This window comes from Acidicapsa borealis, from assembly GCF_059115245.1.
In genome coordinates, this window is the sequence record NZ_JCACNY010000001.1 from 1273599 (window position 1) to 1292592 (window position 18994).

Annotated in this window: 13 protein-coding genes and 3 tRNA genes; 7 read left to right on the top strand and 9 right to left on the bottom strand. The window is 56.2% G+C overall.

All coding sequences use genetic code 11. The features are described 5' to 3' along the window. Positions 1–172: 172 nt before the first annotated feature. Entirely contained in the window at positions 173–802 is a 630-nt protein-coding gene (locus AC5S27_RS05120) for a response regulator (RefSeq protein ID WP_493933491.1), read from the bottom strand. A 182-nt stretch (positions 803–984) separates the two neighbouring features. Between AC5S27_RS05120 and AC5S27_RS05125 the strand changes: the two genes are divergently transcribed. Further along, positions 985–4296 (top strand): ligand-binding sensor domain-containing protein, encoded by a 3312-nt coding sequence (locus AC5S27_RS05125; protein WP_493933492.1) that lies wholly within the window; start codon positions 985–987, stop codon positions 4294–4296. 163 nt (positions 4297–4459) lie between these two features. Here AC5S27_RS05125 and AC5S27_RS05130 read toward each other — a convergent pair whose 3' ends face one another. From AC5S27_RS05130 to AC5S27_RS05140, 3 genes are all read right to left on the bottom strand, one after another. After that, entirely contained in the window at positions 4460–5098 is a 639-nt protein-coding gene (locus AC5S27_RS05130) for a flavin reductase family protein (RefSeq protein WP_493933493.1), read from the bottom strand. 187 nt (positions 5099–5285) lie between these two features. Next, a tRNA-Pro gene (locus tag AC5S27_RS05135) sits at positions 5286–5362 on the bottom strand. Between the two features lie 114 nt (positions 5363–5476). Then, entirely contained in the window at positions 5477–6067 is a 591-nt protein-coding gene (locus tag AC5S27_RS05140; RefSeq protein ID WP_493933494.1) for a DUF4112 domain-containing protein, read from the bottom strand. A gap of 103 nt (positions 6068–6170) precedes the next feature. On the opposite strand from AC5S27_RS05140, the gene AC5S27_RS05145 reads away from it, so the two are divergent. The 4 genes from AC5S27_RS05145 (at position 6171) to AC5S27_RS05160 (ending at position 8028) form a co-directional block, all read left to right on the top strand. Continuing rightward, positions 6171–6245: transfer RNA gene (locus AC5S27_RS05145), tRNA-His, on the top strand. A 98-nt stretch (positions 6246–6343) separates the two neighbouring features. Further along, positions 6344–7393: a YheT family hydrolase gene (locus AC5S27_RS05150; protein WP_493933495.1), complete on the top strand. Its 1050-nt coding sequence runs from the start codon at positions 6344–6346 to the stop codon at positions 7391–7393. After that, positions 7383–7943: a hypothetical protein gene (locus AC5S27_RS05155; protein WP_493933496.1), complete on the top strand. Its 561-nt coding sequence runs from the start codon at positions 7383–7385 to the stop codon at positions 7941–7943. The genes AC5S27_RS05150 and AC5S27_RS05155 overlap by 11 nt, the downstream gene beginning before the upstream one ends. Before the next feature lie 8 nt (positions 7944–7951). Continuing rightward, a tRNA-Arg gene (locus AC5S27_RS05160) sits at positions 7952–8028 on the top strand. A gap of 25 nt (positions 8029–8053) precedes the next feature. Here AC5S27_RS05160 and AC5S27_RS05165 read toward each other — a convergent pair. From AC5S27_RS05165 to AC5S27_RS05180, 4 genes are all read right to left on the bottom strand, one after another. Continuing rightward, positions 8054–10735 carry a tetratricopeptide repeat protein gene (locus tag AC5S27_RS05165; RefSeq protein ID WP_493933497.1) on the bottom strand — a complete coding sequence of 894 codons (2682 nt, stop codon included), beginning with the start codon at positions 10733–10735 and terminating at the stop codon, positions 8054–8056. Between the two features lie 43 nt (positions 10736–10778). Further along, positions 10779–11348, bottom strand: a complete 570-nt coding sequence (locus tag AC5S27_RS05170; protein WP_493933498.1) for an ECF-type sigma factor — start codon at positions 11346–11348, stop codon at positions 10779–10781. 121 nt (positions 11349–11469) lie between these two features. Continuing rightward, complete coding sequence (locus AC5S27_RS05175) at positions 11470–12003, bottom strand: DsbA family protein (protein WP_493933499.1); 534 nt, start codon at positions 12001–12003, stop codon at positions 11470–11472. A 36-nt stretch (positions 12004–12039) separates the two neighbouring features. Beyond that, complete coding sequence (locus AC5S27_RS05180; RefSeq protein ID WP_493933500.1) at positions 12040–12513, bottom strand: peroxiredoxin; 474 nt, start codon at positions 12511–12513, stop codon at positions 12040–12042. Between the two features lie 80 nt (positions 12514–12593). Here AC5S27_RS05180 and AC5S27_RS05185 point away from each other — a divergent pair, with 80 nt between their 5' ends. Beyond that, on the top strand, positions 12594–13838 hold the full coding sequence (locus AC5S27_RS05185; RefSeq protein ID WP_493933501.1) for an MFS transporter: 1245 nt from the start codon (positions 12594–12596) through the stop codon (positions 13836–13838). Between the two features lie 254 nt (positions 13839–14092). Beyond that, a complete protein-coding gene (locus AC5S27_RS05190; protein WP_493933502.1) occupies positions 14093–17686 on the top strand; it encodes a TonB-dependent receptor in 3594 nt (1197 codons plus the stop codon). A gap of 80 nt (positions 17687–17766) precedes the next feature. Here AC5S27_RS05190 and AC5S27_RS05195 read toward each other — a convergent pair whose 3' ends face one another. After that, on the bottom strand, positions 17767–18870 hold the full coding sequence (locus tag AC5S27_RS05195) for a LacI family DNA-binding transcriptional regulator (protein WP_493933503.1): 1104 nt from the start codon (positions 18868–18870) through the stop codon (positions 17767–17769). Positions 18871–18994 lie beyond the last annotated feature (124 nt).

Here is an 18994-nt window from a genome sequence, read left to right on the forward strand (position 1 = left end):
ATCGAGCTCTTTTATTTGCCGTCTGGCAGTGAATGAGGGCTTGGCGAGCAGGCGTTATATGTAGCTAAACTACACATGCGTGACGCCTTAGCTCCGCAGGGCATCCTGCTGTTGCGAAGCGCAGGACGGGTCAGACGGAATGGCGCAGTATCCTCGAAGAGTGATCCTGAGTTCAAATATGAAGAATTCCACGGCGCAGTGCGATGGTGACCGCATGGGTTCGGTCGTTCGCCTGTAGCTTGTCCACAAGGTTCTTGATATGAAAATTCACTGTTGTTTCCGAAATGGTGAGTTCATCGGCAATCTGTTTGTTTCGATGACCATCTCGAATCAGTCGGAGAACTTCGAGTTCCCTAGTGGTAAGCTTTTCGTCGCCAAGGTGTTCGGCCAGTCGCCGTGCAACTTCTGGTGGAACATGCCGGCCACCTTCGTGCACGGAACGAATAATAGCAAATAATTCCTCGATGGGCATGCTCTTTACAACGTACGCAGCCGCACCTGCTTTGAGCGCCGCATGAATTTCACCGTCCCCGTCTGAGGTGGTCAACATGATCACGCGCGCCCTGGGAAAGTCGCCTCGTATTGCGATCAGGGCGTCGACGCCGTTGCGGCCAGGCAGACGAAGATCCATCAGGGTAATATCCGGCCGGTGGATACCGAATTTCTCGATCGCCTCTTGCGCGTTCGATGCCTGGGCGACAAGAACCATGTCGTGTTTGGTGGCGACAATCGTCGCCAATCCCTCGCGAAATACTGGGTGGTCCTCAACGATCAAGATCCGAATTGGGTGGCTGCTTGGCAAAATCGAACTCCACCTTGCTATCTCTAGATTCTAGCTAAGGCTCCTGTTCTCTGCATAGAAATGTCGCCCTGTATCCGCCTCCATTTTTCAGTCCTAACAGATTGGGCTGTGTTCCAGAGAGCGGAATGCATGCCGTTCCATCTCGGGGGCGCATTATGATGTTGCGGAGGGGTCTGACTCCTGTGAGAACTGACGTAGAATTGCAACCTTGTATTGAAGAAAGGGCATACCCCTCTCTGCGTACACCAGTGTCGGTTGTGATTCTCATGTGCTTGATTGCATTTTCCGCTTTATCGATATCTGCCACTGGGCAACGCCTTCGGGAGGGTCTTGCTCCTTCTGCGTTCCTGCGCAACGAGGTGGCTACGGAACAACTTGAGACCAAAACGCTCCCATTGCGTTTAGTTGACGGCGTGGATATCCGATTCCATAAGATTCCGAGCGTGAGCGGATTGTCCCAAACCAGAGTTGGAGCGACGGTACAGGACTCACTAGGCTTTCTGTGGTTCGGTACGCAATACGGACTCAATCGATTCGACGGCTATAAGTTCAAGGTATTTCGACATGAGGCAGGGAAGCCCGCTAGCCTCAGTGGCGTGTATGTGCGGACTCTTTTCGTGGACCACTCCGGGACGTTATGGGTCAGCTGCGATCAATCTCTCGACAGATTTGATCCAATTGCGGAGACTTTTACTCACTTTCGCATTGGAATAGAAGGGACCAATGAAAGCTATGGTCCCGCTATCCACATCAGTGAAGATCCCGACGGTAGGCTATGGCTGTCAACTGCCAAGGGGCTGTTCATGCTTGATCCTGCTCGTGGACGGACGATTCGCTATGTTCATGTTCCAGGTGACCCTACGAGCTTGGGCGGCACTGACACCACTTTTTCGGGGGAAGACCGTCGAGGAACCTTTTGGGTTGTCAACGATGGCGGGCTGGATGCATTCGATCGAAAAGTTGGAAAAGTAAAGCTCCACATATCCTTAGCCGGTCACTCGGCAGCCATGTTTCATGAAGATCAGTTCGGAGTGTTTTGGCTCATCAATACTTCCCCTCAGTGCCCGCTAGCAGTCTTGGATCGAGAAAATAGGAAATTCAACTGCTTTGCAATCTTCGGTGAATCGCACCAAGTAACGAATATCGCAGGAATCTATTCGATGATCGAATCGCGAGATGGCACTATGTGGATGGGTGCGGAGGGTGCCGGTTTGCTGAAGTTCGATCGAGCCCGTAATCAGTTGGTGAGATATATCAATCATCCGGAGGACAACGATAGCTTAGGAGGTAACAGCGTAATTGGCCTATTTGAGGACAACGAATCCAACATTTGGCTTGATTTGCACGAGACAGCTCCGTATTCCTTTTCTGAAAGGCAGCCACCCTTTGAAAACTTTACCCACGTGCGCGGTAATTTGAAAGGATCATTGGTCACTGTAATTTATGAAGATCGGCGGAGAATACTTTGGATCGGGTCAACGGGTGCGCTCAATCGTATCGATCGTGCAACGGGTAGCAACTTAGTACCTACAGATGTTGGCGTGAAGGGAGAGGTGCTATCGATTCTTGAGGATCACTCAGGCACCATCGTCGCCGGCACATTTCGGCAGGGACTGCAGCGAATCGATCCGGCCACTGGGAGTGCGAAACCTTATGTCCAAGGCAAGAGTGATCTTCCTGATCAAAGTGTTTATCCGATCATGCGAATCATCATCGATCATGCCGGCACTTTATGGGCGGCAACATGGGGAGGTCTAAGGCGTTTCGATTCGGCAAAGGGAGAGTTCACCGCGACCTACAAGCCATATCCACAAGAAACAATCGCTTACTCCAATATCAAAGAGGACACAAGTGGGAAGTTATGGCTTAGCGGCGAATCCGGTCTCCAACGTTTTGACCCGATGACTGGAAAATTCACCATATATAAGCATGATCCCGACGATCCCCATTCCGTGAGTGACCACCGAATAACCACAGTCTTTTTTGATCACACAGGGCGAATGTGGCTTGGAACTCAGGACGGCCTCGACCGGTTTGATCCCGACTCGGGTACTGCCAAGGTTTACTACGAAAAAGACGGTCTCGCCGGTAACGTCGTGAGCTGCATCCTTGAAGATGAACGCGGATCGCTATGGATGGGAACGAACAATGGCTTGTCCAGTTTCGATCCACAGTCGGAAAGATTCAAGAATTATTCAGTGGCCGACGGACTCCCGGGACCTGACTTGACAGGCTGGTCTACCTGCTTCAGAAGTCCACGAGGAGAGATGTTTTTTGGCGGATTTAGTGGCGCTACGGCGTTTTATCCCAACAAACTCAGTGACAGTTCTTTTGTTCCGAAAACGGTGCTTACCGACTTTCGATTGGCGGGCAACTCTGTTTCAGTCGCGCCCGGATCGGCGCTCCATTCGTCGATCACCTACACGAAATCGGTCACCTTGTCTCACGAGCAGAATATTTTTGCCATCGAGTTCTCAGCACTGAGCAATTTCAACGCAATGACCAATCGCTATCGCTACAGACTCGAGGGATTAGAGAGTCAGTGGCACGAAGTAGGAAGTGACCAGCGAGTTGCGAGTTACACTACTCTACCTAATGGCAAATACACCTTCCGTGTCGAGGGCGCTACCGCAAGAGGTCCTTGGGATGAACCGGGCGCTACGTTGGAGATTGAGATATTGCCTCCGTGGTGGGGTACATGGTGGTTCACAGCAGGCTATAGTCTGTTGACCTTACTGCTGATCGCATTTGCATACTTATACCGATTACGCCAGGTTGCACTTGAATTTAGCGTGCGCTTGGAGGAGCGAGTCAACGAGCGAACGAGGTTGGCTCGCGAACTTCATGACACCCTTCTGCAAACAATTCAATCCAGCAAGATGGTCGCCGATGATGCATTGAGGGCGCCGATAACGCTCACTGGCTTGTACGCCACGATGAATAAGTTGTCTAAGTGGCTCGGACAGGCAACTGAAGAGGGGCGTGCAGCCTTGGATTCTCTGCGCCGCCCTGAAACTCGAGGTCATACTCTCCTCGAGGCCCTGCAAAGAGTCGCTCAGGAATTCGAAGCCCAAAGCTCCACCAAGATAGAATTCAAAGTCATCGGGACGATACAGGAGTTGAATTCAAATTTGCTGGAAGAGGTGTATCGCATTGCTTGTGAGGGAATTCGTAATGCATGTATGCATTCTGGAGGAACTCGAATTCACGTGGAGATTCGTTACGCGAAAAGTCTTACTCTGCAAATAAAGGATAACGGGAGGGGAATCGCGAACGAGATTGTAGTTGAAGGCAAAAAAGGGCATTTCGGGCTGCGGGGAATGAGGGAAAGGTCTGCAAAGATCGGCGGAGAGTTTAATCTTGTAACATCTACCTCGGGCACCGAGATCACACTTCGTGTTCCAGGCATGCTGATCTACAGTAAGGCGGGAGTACGAAGCACGTTCAACCCTCTCGTGAAGCTTCAAAAATGGTGGACAAAAATCCAACGCTGATACCGTAATGTAGAGTTCTTATTACTGCGCGTAACGTATGCCCGTGGATCTTCTGCGTGGAGGCGCCATCCTTTATTGTGGCTTCCTAGGCTGTATCGGTCCTGCAAGCCATAGTTCTGCTCAAATCGGATCCATCATGAGCCGTGTGAGCCGTTTCATCGTTCTATTGTTTCCCGTCCTTCCAATCCGCGTACGAGATGCGCGGAATCGTCATAAATGCGTCGCGTGTGCGCACGTAGTTGCCCAGTCCGTTCATGCGACCGATCGCATGTAATTCGTCGGCTTTGATGTAAGGCCCAGCAGGATCGACAAACTTGTCTTCGACGTAAATGGCAACCACCCGCCCGAGGATGATGCGAGACCGGCCAATTTCCATACTCGTGTATTCACGGCACTCTAGCGCGGCATGCGCCTCGGCCAGCCTTGGCGGCTTCACAAGTTGTGATGGCGTCGTGGTGAACCCGGCAAGCTCCACCTCGCTCATCTCAGGCGGGAAGTCCGTTGCACAGATATTCATTTTCTCGGCGATATCCTCTGTGACGACGTTGACGACAAATTCACCGGTGCGCCGGATATTGCGGGCAGTATCTTTGGGCACGAATTGCTGGTCCGGCCGATTGGTGACGCCGACGCCAATGATGGGAGGGTCCGTGCAGAGGTAGTTGTAGGCGCTGAAAGGTGCAGCATTGAGCTTTCCATCCTCATCCAAGCTGGTGATAAGCGCGATGGGCCTTGGAGCCACCAATCCCACCAGCAGCTTATAGGTTTGACTCGCCGGGCCTTGTTCCAGATCAAAGTTCATCGGTTGTTCCACTCCTGACCGGTCTATAGTATCGGAGTTTGTCTCGAATATAGGAACACTCCGGAACACGAGCAAGGGGGTACTCCACAGGTAATGTTGCACATGCGGGGACAGAGTGAATTCAATCCTGATCGACACGTTCAAGCGTGGGCGAAGGTCAGAACACGGTGTAAATTCTTGATTTAATTGGTCGGGGCGGAGAGATTCGAACTCCCGACCCTCTGCTCCCAAAGCAGATGCGCTACCAGGCTGCGCTACGCCCCGACTGGGCGTTCAGATAGGCTGAACGCGTGACGCTTCCGAGGAAGCGCCTCTCCTGATTGTAACGCGAATTGATTTACTTTTGGCAGTGCTCCGTCACACTTTACCGTGACCTGTTCAGGGCATGGGCTGCCAGGTGCCTAGTTTAACGACCAGCCATCCCAAGAGGAGTAGCGGAATCGCGAAAATGATCGTGATGATCGCGCCTAGAAACAGCAGGAACACCCAATCCTTCCAGGTGTGTCGGCGAGGCTCTGCGATGTGAAGTGTCAGCAGATGGTAGTTGCGGCGGTTGGCTTTCCAGAAAATGTCGAAAGCGTCCCCGAGGACGGGAATGGTGCCTACGAGGAGGCCAATGGACACATTTGCTAGCATGCGCAGCAGGGTGACGTAGGGTACGCCGCGGATCCATGCGGCCAACGGAATGAACAGCGAGAGACATGCAGCGACGACGTCTCCAAGGCCAGGGACGAGTCCAATGATGCCGTCGAGACCGAAGTGAATCCCGGTGCCGGGAATGCGGAATGCTTCGTCGAGGATGTATTCGAGCCAGTGGAGTCGTGCATCGCTCAGCAGGCGGCCTCCGTTAGCGAGGCGGTCTTGCGCAAAGGTTTGGGAATTCGCGCTGCGCTGGCGCCATTTCTCGCGCGCTTCGACAATACCTGCCTGGGGAAGAGTGCGTAGCTTTGCGGGCTTCGAGGCGGCCATCGTGAAGTTGTTCCTTTTCGCGCTCGCTTGCGTTGGTGAGGTGCCAAGGGGTGGAAATCTGGATCGTACAGATGGTTCGATGCTATACTCTTTCCTATAGATGGCGGCTATAGTTCAGGGGCAGAACGCCTGTCTGTGGCACAGGATGTCGTGGGTTCGATCCCCACTAGCCGCCCCAATTTCCTCCCTTCGAAAATTCAAGAGAATCGAGTCCCAGAGACTCGGTGGTGTTCGCTCCGGTGTACGGAGCAGGATACTGACTTGACCGGTCCAGCCATGAGAACCCATCCCGGGGCTGCGTGGTTTCAGCCATTTGAGCCTCTGCGTCTGTTGAGCGGGGGACATGTGCAGACGCTTGCTGGTAATTATTGGCGGCGTCCTTCTCTTGTCGTTCCGTTTGAAGCCGTACGAGTCTTGGTTGACGCCCGGGATGGAAGCCGGGTTCTCTGTCATGCGCATTGGCAGCCTGAGGCGGTTCGTGCTGGCCGGCTGACGATCGTGCTGGTGCATGGGCTGGAGGGCTCTTCGGATTCTCGGTACATGCAGGGGATTACCGCACGTGCTTTCGCGGCTGGTTGCAACGTGATCCGCATGAACATGCGGAACTGCGGGGGGACGGAGGAATGGACGCCGACACTCTATCACTCCGGGCTTTCTGCGGATGTGGACGCGGTGCTACGGCATTTCGTCGGTCTATATCAGTTGCGGCGCGTGGCCATGGCGGGATATTCGATGGGTGGAAATCTTGTGCTGAAGCTGGCCGGGGAGCTTGGATCAGCGGCTCCTGAATGGTTGCGGGCTGTGGTTGGTGTGAGTCCTGCATCCGATCTGGCGGCGAGTGCGGATGCTTTGCACGAGCCTGCGAACCGCGCTTACGAGTGGCACTTCCTGCGCAACCTGATGCGGCGTTTTCAACGCAAGGCGGCCCTATTTCCGGCGATCTACTCGACGGAGGGGGTTGGTCCAGTTCGGTCCGTGAGAGAGTTCGACGAGAAAATTACCGCGCGCTACAGCGGTTTTGGCAGTGCGGATGACTACTACTATCGGGCTTCGGCGGCGCGGGTCGTTGCGCAGGTCGCGATACCGGCGCTGGTGTTGCATGCTCTCGATGATCCGTTTATTCGAATGATGCCAGAGACGCGTGCGGCGCTGTTGGGGAATTCTGCGATAGAGCTTATTGAAACGGATCACGGCGGTCATTGCGCTTTTCTTGCCCGGAGTCTTCAAAACGGAGTCGGACGCGAACGGCATTGGGCGGAGGCGACGCTGGTTCGCTACCTGATGGCGGTCGTCGGGCATGAGACGGGAGCAGGCAATGGAGGCTGACTGGGAGGTTGAGATTGGGCCGGGAGGGCCGGTGATCGATGCGCTTTGGGACGGATTTGTCGATTTGGCCGCAGCTCCGGGGCGGGTGAAGGAGTTGCCTGAGGTGGTGGACTTTCCGCTACTAGAAAGGGTCCTGGCTCGGCTGAACGGGCCTCAATCTCCGGTGTGGACGGTGAAATGCGATGTCTGGCCGCTTGCAGATGTTAGGGAGTTGGACCCAGATGAGCTGGATGCGGAGAGTCAAGAAGCTCTGACAGGCTGGGGATGCTATGTTGACCTGCTGCCACGCAGCGATCGGCAGTGGGGGGATGCTGCCAGCGCGGTGGTCCGGTGCAAATTCCTATGCGGCCAGCTTCAGGCTATCCCGTTGCGGTGCTGCCGGGTTGACTTGGTGGTGCGCAGCGCGATGATCGCGACAGATGCAATGGATGTCGGAGTAACGGCTTATGTGACGGCGTGTGGAGCGACGGCGCAGGCGGCGAAGCAGGTGCTCGGCGAGGCTCTGGCGAGATTGAGCGATGCGGTTTTAGGGCAGTCAGCGATAGAATGAAACTACGCGGGCGAGTAGCTCAACTGGATAGAGCACCGGCCTTCTAAGCCGGGGGTTGCAGGTTCAAGCCCTGCCTCGCCTACCATCCTTACAATCCGTGTTTTCTCCTGCTAGTGGCCTTTTGCGCCGGCTGAGGCTTGTTTCAACTCGGCACGGAAGCATTCGGCGGTTTCCGGCTTGTGCAGACCATCGTATATGGTAACCAGGTCTTTGCGCGCTGCCATGAGAAAGCCGTTGTTTGAAGCCATTTGTTTAACCAGGTATTGGTAGCCGGATAGCGACTCCGGCTCTGCCTGCTGGAAGTTGCCAGCTCTGAGCAGCGAGCGGCCCAATTTCAGGTGCGCTATCGCGGTATTAACGCTGGACTTGGAGATGGCTTCGAAACGGCGAATGGCCTCGCGGTACATCTTTTGCGCGCATGGGTAGTCTTTCTGGTCAAGGCAAATGCTGCCCAGATTGGAATAGGCAACGGCGAGGGACGGATGCTGGTCGCCGTAGAGTCGGGTCCAACTATTCATTGCCTGGGTGAAATAGTCCCTGGCGGCGTCGTATTGCTTGCGGTCGTACGCAAGGACGCCTAGCTGGTTGAGCGTGGTGGCGACGGTGGCGCTGACAGGCCCGTTGACACGTTTCTGGATGGACAGCGCTCGTTCCAACAGTATCTGTGCCTCGGCGTCGCGCTTTTGATAGGAGACTTCCTGGGCAATGGCGGTGAGGTTGGCGGCGGTCTCCGGGTGGTCGCTGCCGTACCACGCTTCGGTGATGGCGAGTGCCTGGCGGTAGTAGGCTTCCGCAGCGGGGTAATTGCCGCGATTGTCTTCGATGGCACCCAGATTGTTTAGCTCCTGTGCAACGGCTGGATGGCGCTCGCCAAATAGGCGGCGGTCGATGGCGAGGGCCTGTCGATTGAGGGATTCGGACACGTCGTAGTCACCCTTGTAGAAATGTGCGTTTCCCAGTTCGGTCAGATTTTCTGATGTCAGGGCTGTGGCGGATGACGGTGCGGGCTGCAGGCGTAGTGCGGCGTCCAGAATTTGAATGGCCTGATCATACTTGCCGCGCACGTCGAGCACTGCGCCGAGCGCGACCATGGATCGTGTCGTCTCCGGGTCAGGCTCGGCGTGGATGCGTTGACTCATTTCCATGCCTTGCCGGATGAGGCTTTCGGCTTCGTCGAGCTTGCCCTGATCTTTGCGAAGCAGTCCGAGAGAGACGAGGCTGTCTGCGACTTTGCCGTGCTCGCTGCCGAGCGATTTTCGCCTTGTACTGAGCGCGGACTCCAGCAGCGGCTCGGCGAGATCGAGTTTGCCGAGCTTAAGGTAGATGCCTCCTAGGGTGTCCTGCATGTCGGCCTGCATTTGCGGATCGTTGCCGAGCCCTGCGGCTTCGTTGCTGCCACGGGCCAAAAGGTCGAGCGCCTTAAGGTCGAGGGCCGGGCCTGCGGATTTGTCTCCGCCATCGAAGAGGCTTTCGGTGAACTGCTGAATACGGCGAGTGCGGGCTGCCTCCTGGACGGCTTCGTTGCGAGCGCGTCGAAGGCTGAGTGTGTAGAAGACGACCGCGGCGGTTGCGAGGATCAGCACTGCCGCGATGCCGGCGAGCAGGCGCCCATTACGACGTATAAATTTCGCTACGGTGTAGGTGAGCTTGTTCGGTCGGGCTTCCAGCGGGCGTCCTTCGAGCAGAGCATCAATCTCGCGAATGAGAGCGTCGGCGGTGCGATACCGACGCTCAACGGCAGGCTGCAAAGCTTTCAGAACAAGTACGTCAAGATCTGCCCATTCTGATCGTGTCAGCAGTGCATATGCTTTGGATTGTTCCCGGCGGAGAAGTGAGGATGGTTTCTCCAGCATCTCGTGGTCGAAGCCGATGGCGAGAAGGTCGCCTTCGCGCGTGTTTCTAGTTGATGGGAGGCTGCCGGTGACAAGCTCGTATAGAAGCACGCCAAGAGCGTAGACATCGGTATAGACACCAACCGAGTCGCCGGCTCTCTGTTCTGGCGCGGCGTAGGCCAGGGTCATCATGCGCAGCCCGGTCAGGGTGCGGTCGGATGAAATCTCCTCGGGCTCATCCGTGTGCAACTGCTTCGCGATTCCGAAGTCGAGCAGTTTCACATTGCCCGCTTCGGTGACGAAGATGTTTGAAGGCTTGAGGTCTCGGTGAATGATCGCATGGTTGTGCGCGTATTGCACTGCCTCGCAGACGCGGCGGAAGAGGCCCAAACAGGCACGAATTGTATTGGGATGTGAGTTTGTGGCTGAGGCTCTCTGCTGCGCCCAGTAGTCGGTGAGCGGCTGGCCCTCGGCATACTCCATTACGAACCAGGGTGTGCCGTCCTCGAGTGTCCCGGAATCATAGATGCGAGCGATGGATGGGTGGTTCAGCTGCGCCAGGGTGGACTGTTCGAGGCGGAATCGATTCCGTCGCATGGGGGAGAGCCAGGCATCGCGCAGCAGCTTGATGGCGACGTGGCCGCCGATGTCGGTGCGTTCAGCGAGATAGACGACGCCCATGCCGCCTTCCCCGAGCAGCTTCAGCAGCCGATATGGGCCGATCTGTGTTTCTACGAGAGTTGGCAACGGACCAAACTCGAGTACGGCGACGGCGGTCTGGTCGAGGCTTGCGTCAAGCAATGGGTTAGAGCGGCGATCCTCCTCGAGCAGCTCCAGCACTTCTGGGAGCATAGAGCGATCAGAACAGAGCGCGGCGGCACTTGCATGTTGCTCTGCTAGGGGCAGGTCGGCTACCTGGGCGAATATATCCTGGATCTGCTGCCATCGGGCCTCGTTCATGCTCGACCACTCCCTGATTGCGCCCATGGATTGCGGCCTGACTCTAGCCATCATGTTTTATGGCGGCGGCTACAGGGGCCGAGAGCGACCGGCGAATCTCCACCGCCAGCCATGCCCGCGCAGAGCGCCAGTCGCGGGCCACGGTGGCTTCGGAAACCTCTAGTAATTCTGCCAGTTCGCGGACTTCAAGTCCGCCGAAAAATCTCCCTTCGACCAGCCGTGCCTGGCGATCAGAGATGCGGCTGAGGCTGTCGAGGGCGCTGTCGAGAGCTAGGATTTCTTTCGGCGCGGTAAGCGGGTTTAGCCCAGGAAGAAGTTCGTCGAAGGTTACGAGAAGGTTGCCGTCGTTTCGGCGTAGCGCGTGATGCCGGCGTGCCGCTTCGACGAGAACTTGACGCATCGCGCGTGCCGCGATTCGCTTGAAATGGAGTGGAGTTGTGTCGGCTATCTCGGGAGAGTGGGCGAGCTTGATCCAGGCTTCGTGAACCAGGGTGGTCGGGGTCAGGCGGAGATTCTGCTCGCTGCGCAGCACGTTTGCCGCTAGACGTCGCAGCTCTTCGTAGACCAGACTGAATCGCTCGTCGAGGGAAACGCGGTCATCAGCTGAAAACATCCTCTGCCTCCGCTCCTATAAGCGAGAAAACGCGGAATTCGTGTGGGTGCTGACGAATATGAGGGTAGCAGCCGGTTGGCGAATCGCAAATGGCGAATATCCGAGAATTGCAGGCAGGGAATTAGGCAGTTGCAGCTAGTGCTGTGTCGATTGCTTTGGCGAGGTGATCGTAGTCCGCCGGGCCATTGTGTCGCTGGCCGTTGATGAAGAAGGTCGGCGTCCCGTTCACGCCGCTGCGCACGCCGCCGGTGAAGTCGGTGCGGACGCGGTTGGTGAAGGTACCGTCGGCGAGGGCCTGCTGGAGTGCGGCAGCATCGAGTCCGAGCCTGGTGGCAAGCTCGGGAAAGAGCTCATCGCTGAGGCGATCCTGCTCTTGGAATAGGAGGTCCTGCATCTCCCAGAACTTGCCCTGTGTGGCTGCAAACTCGGCAGCCTCGGCTGCCGGCTGCGCAAAGGGATGAATCTGCGTGAGGGGGAAGTTGCGGAAGACGAAACGAAGGCGGTCGCCGAAGTGATGCTCCAGGCGCTTCACGAGCGGATGCGCTACCCGGCAGTGAGGGCACTCGTAATCGCCGTATTCAACGAGTGTGCAGGGTGCGGAGGGGTTACCCTGAATGTGATCGTCATCGTTTACGGCGATTTTTAAAGTGCTCATGTCTGCTCCCGATCTATTGCTCAAAGTAAACTCGCTTTACTTCGATGCGTCGAGAGCCTCCAGCGCTTCGAGGATTCCGTCAGCGCCGGGATTGACGCCGATTGGCGACTGGTAGCTCCAGCGAATGATGCCGTCCTTGTCAATGACGAAGAGAGCGCGTTCGGAGATGCCCCAGTCGTCATGGTATACGCCGTAGCTGCGGGCGACAGCGCCCTTGGGCTCGAAGTCGGCGAGAAGCGGGAAGCGCAGCTTGCGGTCCTTTGCGAAGGCCGTATGGCACCAGATACCGTCCACCGAGATGCCGAGCAACTCGGCGCCGTGCTGCTGGAAATCGGAGAGAATCTCGTTGTAGAGTGCCATCTGGTCGCCGCAAACCGGGCTCCAGTCGGCTGGGTAGAAGGCGAGAATGACGGGCTTGCCGCGCAACTCGCTGAGGGAAAGCTTCTGGTCAGGCGTGACAGGAAGCTGAAAATCGGGCGCGGTGGTTCCGGGGCTAAGGATGGTGGACATGGCACTCTCCATTTGGTTCATTAGACGCTGCTGGACGTACCAAACGCAAGCAGCCCTTGGCTGGACAGGTTGCGTTCGTCATGAGCAGCCCCACAGCAAGTAAGATCGCTGAGGCGATTGACACGCGCTTCGATGAGATGCCCAAATTCGCAATGACGCATGAAGCAAAACTTACATGGCTGTCGAGGGTGATTCTCTACCTCGGTTTCTTGGCGACCGGGATCGCAATGGCGCTTCCAGGATCCGTGCTTCCGGCGCTGCTCGTGCAATGGAGGTTGGCAGACAGCCAGGCCGGGCTGTTTTTCTTCATGGGATGGATGGGGACATCCATTGGAGCTTTACTGGTTCAGCCCTCGCGGTCGCGATCGGTCGCCGTGGGAAGCCTGCTGACGTCGGCTGGGCTGATAGGCATGGCCTATGGATCGCACCGGAGCTGCTTTGTTTGGATGGCTGTCTTTGGCGTCGGGCTGGGAATGGCGATGACGGCGATCAGCCTGTTGCAGGCTGGGCGCAACCTGAACCGGCGCGGAGCTGAGTTAAACCAGTTGAATCTGGTGTGGGCGCTGGGAGCTTGCCTCTGCCCTACGCTTGCGGCGCATTCGTTGCGTATCGCGAATACGCGCACGATCTTTCTAATCACGGGCAGTTTCTTTGCGTTGCTTTGCATGTGGTCGGTGCTCATGGAACGCGATCCCGAGCGTCGGGCGCAGGTTGGGCATGCTGGCGGAGGGTTCTCCGGAATAAGGCGAATCTCAGCTTTACGGAGCAAACTTGCCAATTTGTCGCTTTGGCCTCTCTCGCTCGTCCTGGTGATTCTGTTGCCGACGGGGATTGAGTCCTCCATGGGCGCGTGGATCGCGGCCTATGTCCAGCGCACTGAGAGGGTCATCGCAACGACGGTGACGGCAGGGACCTGCTTTTGGCTTGGGCTGCTGCTGAGCCGACTCGTCAGCTCTACGCTCTTGCTTTGGAAGCGGTCGGAGACCGCAGTCCTGATCCAGAGCCTTGTGACCGTAGTGGCGGGCATGGCGTTATTGGTGGCCACAAACGCCACTCTTGGGATTCTGCCGGGGGTGTTTTTGGTGGGTTTTGGGTTGGGACCGGTGTATCCGCTCCTGCTCGCAATTGCATTGCAGTATTCCGAGAACACACTGATCTTCGTTGTGGCGGGCCTGGGATCGGCGTTCCTGCCCTGGGCGACGGGGGTGATTTCGAGCTCGACGGGCTCTTTGCGGACGGGGCTCCTGGTGCCGCTGGCAGCCTCGGTCCTAATGCTGATACTCGGAATCCGGCAGGCTTTGCGGCGGCTTCAAGCCGCGCTGTAGTCCCATGACGGATAGCGAGCAATTCAGTACAGCCGCTATTCAGGTTAGCTCTTACTCTGATGAGTCGTCACAGTTCAAATGACCCGTTCGGCACCTGTCCAACCTCGGGTGCTTGACGATCGTTTATTGATGGTGGTATCTCTTAAAACCGTTGCGCAATCGCTTGCGCTCAGCACGAGGTACTGCATGCACGCTCGCAGTCAAGACAAGAAATTGCTCAAGCAATTCGCCCAGGCAAAACTCATGGAGGAAGAATGCAACTGACTGAAAGTAAACCTAAAAGCAGCCGAACCGGAACTCATAGAACCGGATTCAGAAGGACGGCGCCCAGCACGCTCGGAAAGTTTGCATGGCTTCCGATCGTCGTGCTGGTTTTGATTGCAACGGCGGCACAAGCGCAGTATCGCGCCTCAATCCAAGGTACGGTCACCGACAGTACAGGAGCAGTGGTCCCCGGAGCGACGCTCACGCTGACCAACATTGGAACCAATCAGAAACAGGTTCGCACCAGCGACGAGAACGGCGTGTTCAACTTCAATGCGTTGCCGCCAGATAGCTTCAATCTCGTGGTTGAAAAGAAGGGATTCCAGAAGCAGGTTTTCGAGAAACTGGCGCTCATTCCTGAGCAGCCGAACTCGGTGAACGTGGAGCTTTCGGTCGGCGGAGATACGGAGACGGTCACCGTCGACGCTTCCACTGCCCCGGCGCTTGACACCGAGACGGCCAACATCGGCCGGTCAATTACCGAGAACGAAGTCCAGCACATGCCCTCTTTCCAGCGTGACGTTACACAACTCTTGCAACTTGCACCCGGTGTGATCGCGGATGGAGCACAGAGCGGTGGCGGCGGCGGCTTTGCTGCTCCAGGCACTCAGTCTGGTTCCAGCCACGGCGGCGGCGGCAATCTTGGAAGCTCCAGCAGCATCTTCGCTACGGAGAATGGTGCATCAGCCAACTCGAATGGTGGTCAGTTCCAAAACAACGGCTATACAGTGGACGGCATCAGCACGGTCAGCGCAGTGTGGGGCGGGTCGACTGTAGTCACACCTAGCCAAGAGTCGGTGAGCAATGTCAAAGTGCTGACGAACGCCTACGACGCTGAGAACGGCCGTTTTAACGGCGCCCTGACACAGATAACTTCCAAGAGCGGTACCAACGCGTTCCACGGCAGTTTCTTCGCTCAAGTGGTTCGTCCGGGCCTGAATGCATATCAGCGTTGGAACGGGCCCAACTCGGTGGCGTCCGTCGATCCCAACACCGGCGCAAAGCTTTCGCCGGCGGACCGTGGCCTGCTGCGCGATGAGGACCGTTACAACCAGTTTGGTGGCAGCTTTGGTGGCCCCATCTGGCGTAACAAGATCTTCGCCTTCTTCAGCTATGAAGGTCAGAGCCAAAACATCAATGCTACCGGCACAGGATGGTTTACAACCCCCGCGTTGGCAGGTCTAGCTCCATCCGGAAGTATCGCAAACACGATTCTCAATTATCCAAAGGCCGCCGTCCTCGGTTCGGTGATCGCCTCGGCGAACTGCGCTAGCGCGGGTCTCACCGAAGGAGTGAACTGCCGCACGATTCAAGGACAAGGCATCAACATCGGCTCGCCGCTTACCTCGCCGCTTGGCTCGCAGGATCTTGGTTATGTCTCATCTTCAGATCCCGGTCTTGGCAGCGGGCTCTCAGATGTTGCTGATGTTGCGGAATATTCTACAAAGAACCCGACCAGCAGCGACTTCAAGCAATACAGCGGCCGCCTGGATGCGGATGTTACGAGCCGTGACCACGCCAGCTTCGCGATCTATTGGGTTCCAACTTCCACCAGCACGTACAACGGTGGTCTCGGATATCAGCTCTTCAACCATGACCAGGTGAATGATGCCTTCTCCGTCATCTGGAACCACACCTTTTCGCCAACGTTTTTGAACGAGGCTCGCGCGAACGCAGCGGGTTGGCGCTATAACGAACTACTGAGCAATCCTCAGGCTCCTTTTGGCTTGCCGGCGGACAGCATCACTCAAACTGGCTCCATCAATATTGCCACTGTCGGCGTAAACGCGCCAAATCATCTTGATCAGTGGACTTATGGATATAAGGATGTTGCGACCAAGGTTCTCCGAGCCCACACAGTGAAATTTGGCGGCGACTTTACGCGGCTCTATTACCTGAATGCTCCCCTTGGCACGCCGAACTACACGTTCTACAACGTATGGGATTTACTGAACGATGCGCCCGAAGCAGAAGGCGGCAACTTCCAGTCGACGACGGGAATCCCTGGCGGCTTTCGCAATGACAACCGCGAGAACATGTTCGGCATTTTCATTCAGGATGACTGGAAGGTGCGTCCGAACTTCACTCTGAGCGCGGGCCTGCGCTACTCCTACTTTGGACCGCTGACCGACAAGGACAAGAACATGGGTGTCCTTGACTTTGGTGAGGGGACCAGCCTGCTGACCGGCATTACGATCAATTCGCATCGCGATGGTTGGGAAGCACAAAAGCTGAATTTTGGACCGCAACTTGGTTTCAACTACAGCCCTGACTTTTTCAAGAACAAACTGGTCATCCGCGGCGGCTACGGCTTGAACTACAACCAGCAACAGATCGCCACCTCCAACAACAACGATTACAACCCTCCGGGAACCAGCTCCCTGCCTGGTTCGAGTAAGAATCCGTCGGAAATCAATCCGAATATCATCTACGCTGTATCGAGCAGCCCAACGGATATCTTCGGCTATCCGGCAAACCCAAATGCCATCACGACATTCAATGCTGCTGGTCTACCCACTGCTGGCGGTGCAAACGTTGGCGCTCTGCCTGGCAAGCTACCGACTGAGTATGCGCATCACTATTCGCTCGATGTGGAGTACGACTTCGGCCACGCCATCATTGCCAATGTCGGCTATGAAGGCAGTGCGGGGCGGCACCTTCTTTACAACTACGATGCGAATGCCCTCGGCCAGATTCTGGGTGCGCCGCAGAATCCTCTTGTGAACAGCGTCAATACCTTCGGCAGCAAGGGCAATTCCAGCAATAATGCTCTGCTGGCTGGAGTGAAGCACCAGTTCTCGCACACCTTCTCTGCCGAAGCGCAGTTTGCTTGGGCGCACAGCGAAGATACGGGCTCGGGGCCATACTCCCGCGACCCCTACCTCTACAACCCTGGGTACTCCTACGGACGCTCTGACTTTGACATCAATAAATCACTCAAGGTATTTGGTCTGTGGCAACCTGTCTTCTTCCATGGCTCGCGCGGATGGGCGGAAAAGGTTGTAGGCGGGTGGTCGCTCAGCGGCATTATGACGCTGCACTCTGGTTTTGGCTGGACGCCGGTCTACCAGGCACCTCATCAGATCTACTGCAATACCTGCAACTACGGTTACGCGAACCTCCGTCCCACATACAAAGGTGGGGCTGGCAGCAGTACCAGCAATGATGCCTTCAAGACAGGTAGTAACTTTGCGGGAGCAACTGCGCCGGATACGGGAACGGACAACAACCTTTTCTCGAACAACTACTTCTCGGTACCGGATTACTCGGCAGCGATCACTGACAATGCCGGCCAATCTTCGAATGTCTATATTCCCGCGCCAGGTCTTGGCCGCAACACGTTCTCGGGGCCGGGCTATCGTAACGTCGATTTGACTGTTGCAAAGGCCTTTGGCCTGCCCAGCATGAGGTTCCTGGGTGAGCATGCGAACATTGAGATCAAAGCAAACATGTTCAATGTCTTTAACATCCTCAACATCAATCCGAGCAGTCTTTCAACCAACATCGGCAACTCGAACCTTGGACAGGCGTCGAGCGCCCTTGGTTCGCGTAAGATCGACTTCCAGGCGCGCTTTAGCTTCTAACTCTAATCCGAAGGCAAACCAAAAGACGCGGCCCGATCAATTCGGGCTGCGTCTTTTGCACATAATGCGAAGAGCCTGAGTTAGGCATCAGGCGAGTGATGGCTGACTTTAGTGGTTGAGCGTCGCACAACAAGCTCCGGGTACACCATCAGGACTGTTCCTGGCTTGTGAGTTTCCTCGCCCTGGATCAACTCCAATAGTGTAGTGGCAGCCATCTGGCCCATCTGTCTGAGTGGCTGTCGCACGGTTGTAAGCGGTGGATGGCTGGTTGCTGCAAACAGAACATCGTCGAAGCCGACGATGGAAACATCCCGTGGTACCTGCAGACCAGCTTCGCGCAATGCCGTAATCGCGCCAACAGCTGAAACATCATTGAAACTGAAGATGGCGGAGAAGGGACTGTTGCGGCTGAGCAGTTCCTGCGTCGCCAAGTGACCCGGTTCAGCGCCTGGATCGGGGCTGCGCAACTGCACTGTAAGCTCCGGATGAATCACGATCCCGAGTTTGCCTGCGACATCGCGAATCGCTTTCCATCGGCGAGCTGTATCGGAGCTGAATGCCTGGCCTTTGATGAAAGCAATACGGTGATGGCCGAGCTTATGGAGATGCTCAAGGGCAACCAACGCGGCTTGCCGATGATCGAGTTCAACGCTGATGATGTCCGGGTTATGCCAATGCCCGGACACTGCGACCACTGGCACGGGTAGGTGCTCGCTCACTTTGGTGTCCACGGCAATAATGCCATCGACAGCACGCGAGATCATCAGGTGCGGATAGCCCTCCAGCAATTCAGGACGATGACGATGGCTGGCGACGAAGTAAAACAGACCCTCTTTCAGTAGTGCGTCTTCAATGCCGCTGAGCACCGCTGTCGAATAGCCTTCACTGATTTCGGGAACAAGTACGCCAACTGTGAATGTCCGTTTTTGTCGAAGGCTGCGTGCAATGACGTTGGCCTTATAACCGAAAGTGGCAACCGCCTCTAGCACGCGGCGCTGTGTTGCATCCGCAATGCGATGCGCTGTTGCGCCCCCGTTGATCACTCTCGAAACTGTGGACTGTGATAGACCCAGGTGTGCGGACAGTTCCTTTAGCGCAATGGACCTTCCTGCGGGAGGCGTCTGGCTTTCGGCAGCGTTCTTCGATGGTGAAGCCGTACGCAATTTGTCAGTCTTCTTGGTCATTGTCGTTGCAACGTCGAACTGAATCGCAGGTGCGGCTTCTGTGCATCGCGAAGCTGCTCTCCTGCTTGTTCGTTCTGGTCAATTTGTGTGCTGTCAAGCTGATTCAGTCTAACGCAAGGGAAGC

Coding starts and splice junctions, on each gene's coding strand:
- AC5S27_RS05130 (WP_493933493.1), bottom strand. CDS start 5,098: ATGAACTTTGATCTGGAACAAGGCCCGGCGAGTCAAACCTATAAGCTG.
- AC5S27_RS05140 (WP_493933494.1), bottom strand. CDS start 6,067: ATGGCCGCCTCGAAGCCCGCAAAGCTACGCACTCTTCCCCAGGCAGGT.
- AC5S27_RS05150 (WP_493933495.1), top strand. CDS start 6,344: ATGAGAACCCATCCCGGGGCTGCGTGGTTTCAGCCATTTGAGCCTCTG.
- AC5S27_RS05155 (WP_493933496.1), top strand. CDS start 7,383: ATGGAGGCTGACTGGGAGGTTGAGATTGGGCCGGGAGGGCCGGTGATC.
- AC5S27_RS05165 (WP_493933497.1), bottom strand. CDS start 10,735: ATGAACGAGGCCCGATGGCAGCAGATCCAGGATATATTCGCCCAGGTA.
- AC5S27_RS05170 (WP_493933498.1), bottom strand. CDS start 11,348: ATGTTTTCAGCTGATGACCGCGTTTCCCTCGACGAGCGATTCAGTCTG.
- AC5S27_RS05175 (WP_493933499.1), bottom strand. CDS start 12,003: ATGAGCACTTTAAAAATCGCCGTAAACGATGACGATCACATTCAGGGT.
- AC5S27_RS05180 (WP_493933500.1), bottom strand. CDS start 12,513: ATGTCCACCATCCTTAGCCCCGGAACCACCGCGCCCGATTTTCAGCTT.
- AC5S27_RS05185 (WP_493933501.1), top strand. CDS start 12,594: ATGAGCAGCCCCACAGCAAGTAAGATCGCTGAGGCGATTGACACGCGC.
- AC5S27_RS05190 (WP_493933502.1), top strand. CDS start 14,093: ATGCAACTGACTGAAAGTAAACCTAAAAGCAGCCGAACCGGAACTCAT.
- AC5S27_RS05195 (WP_493933503.1), bottom strand. CDS start 18,870: ATGACCAAGAAGACTGACAAATTGCGTACGGCTTCACCATCGAAGAAC.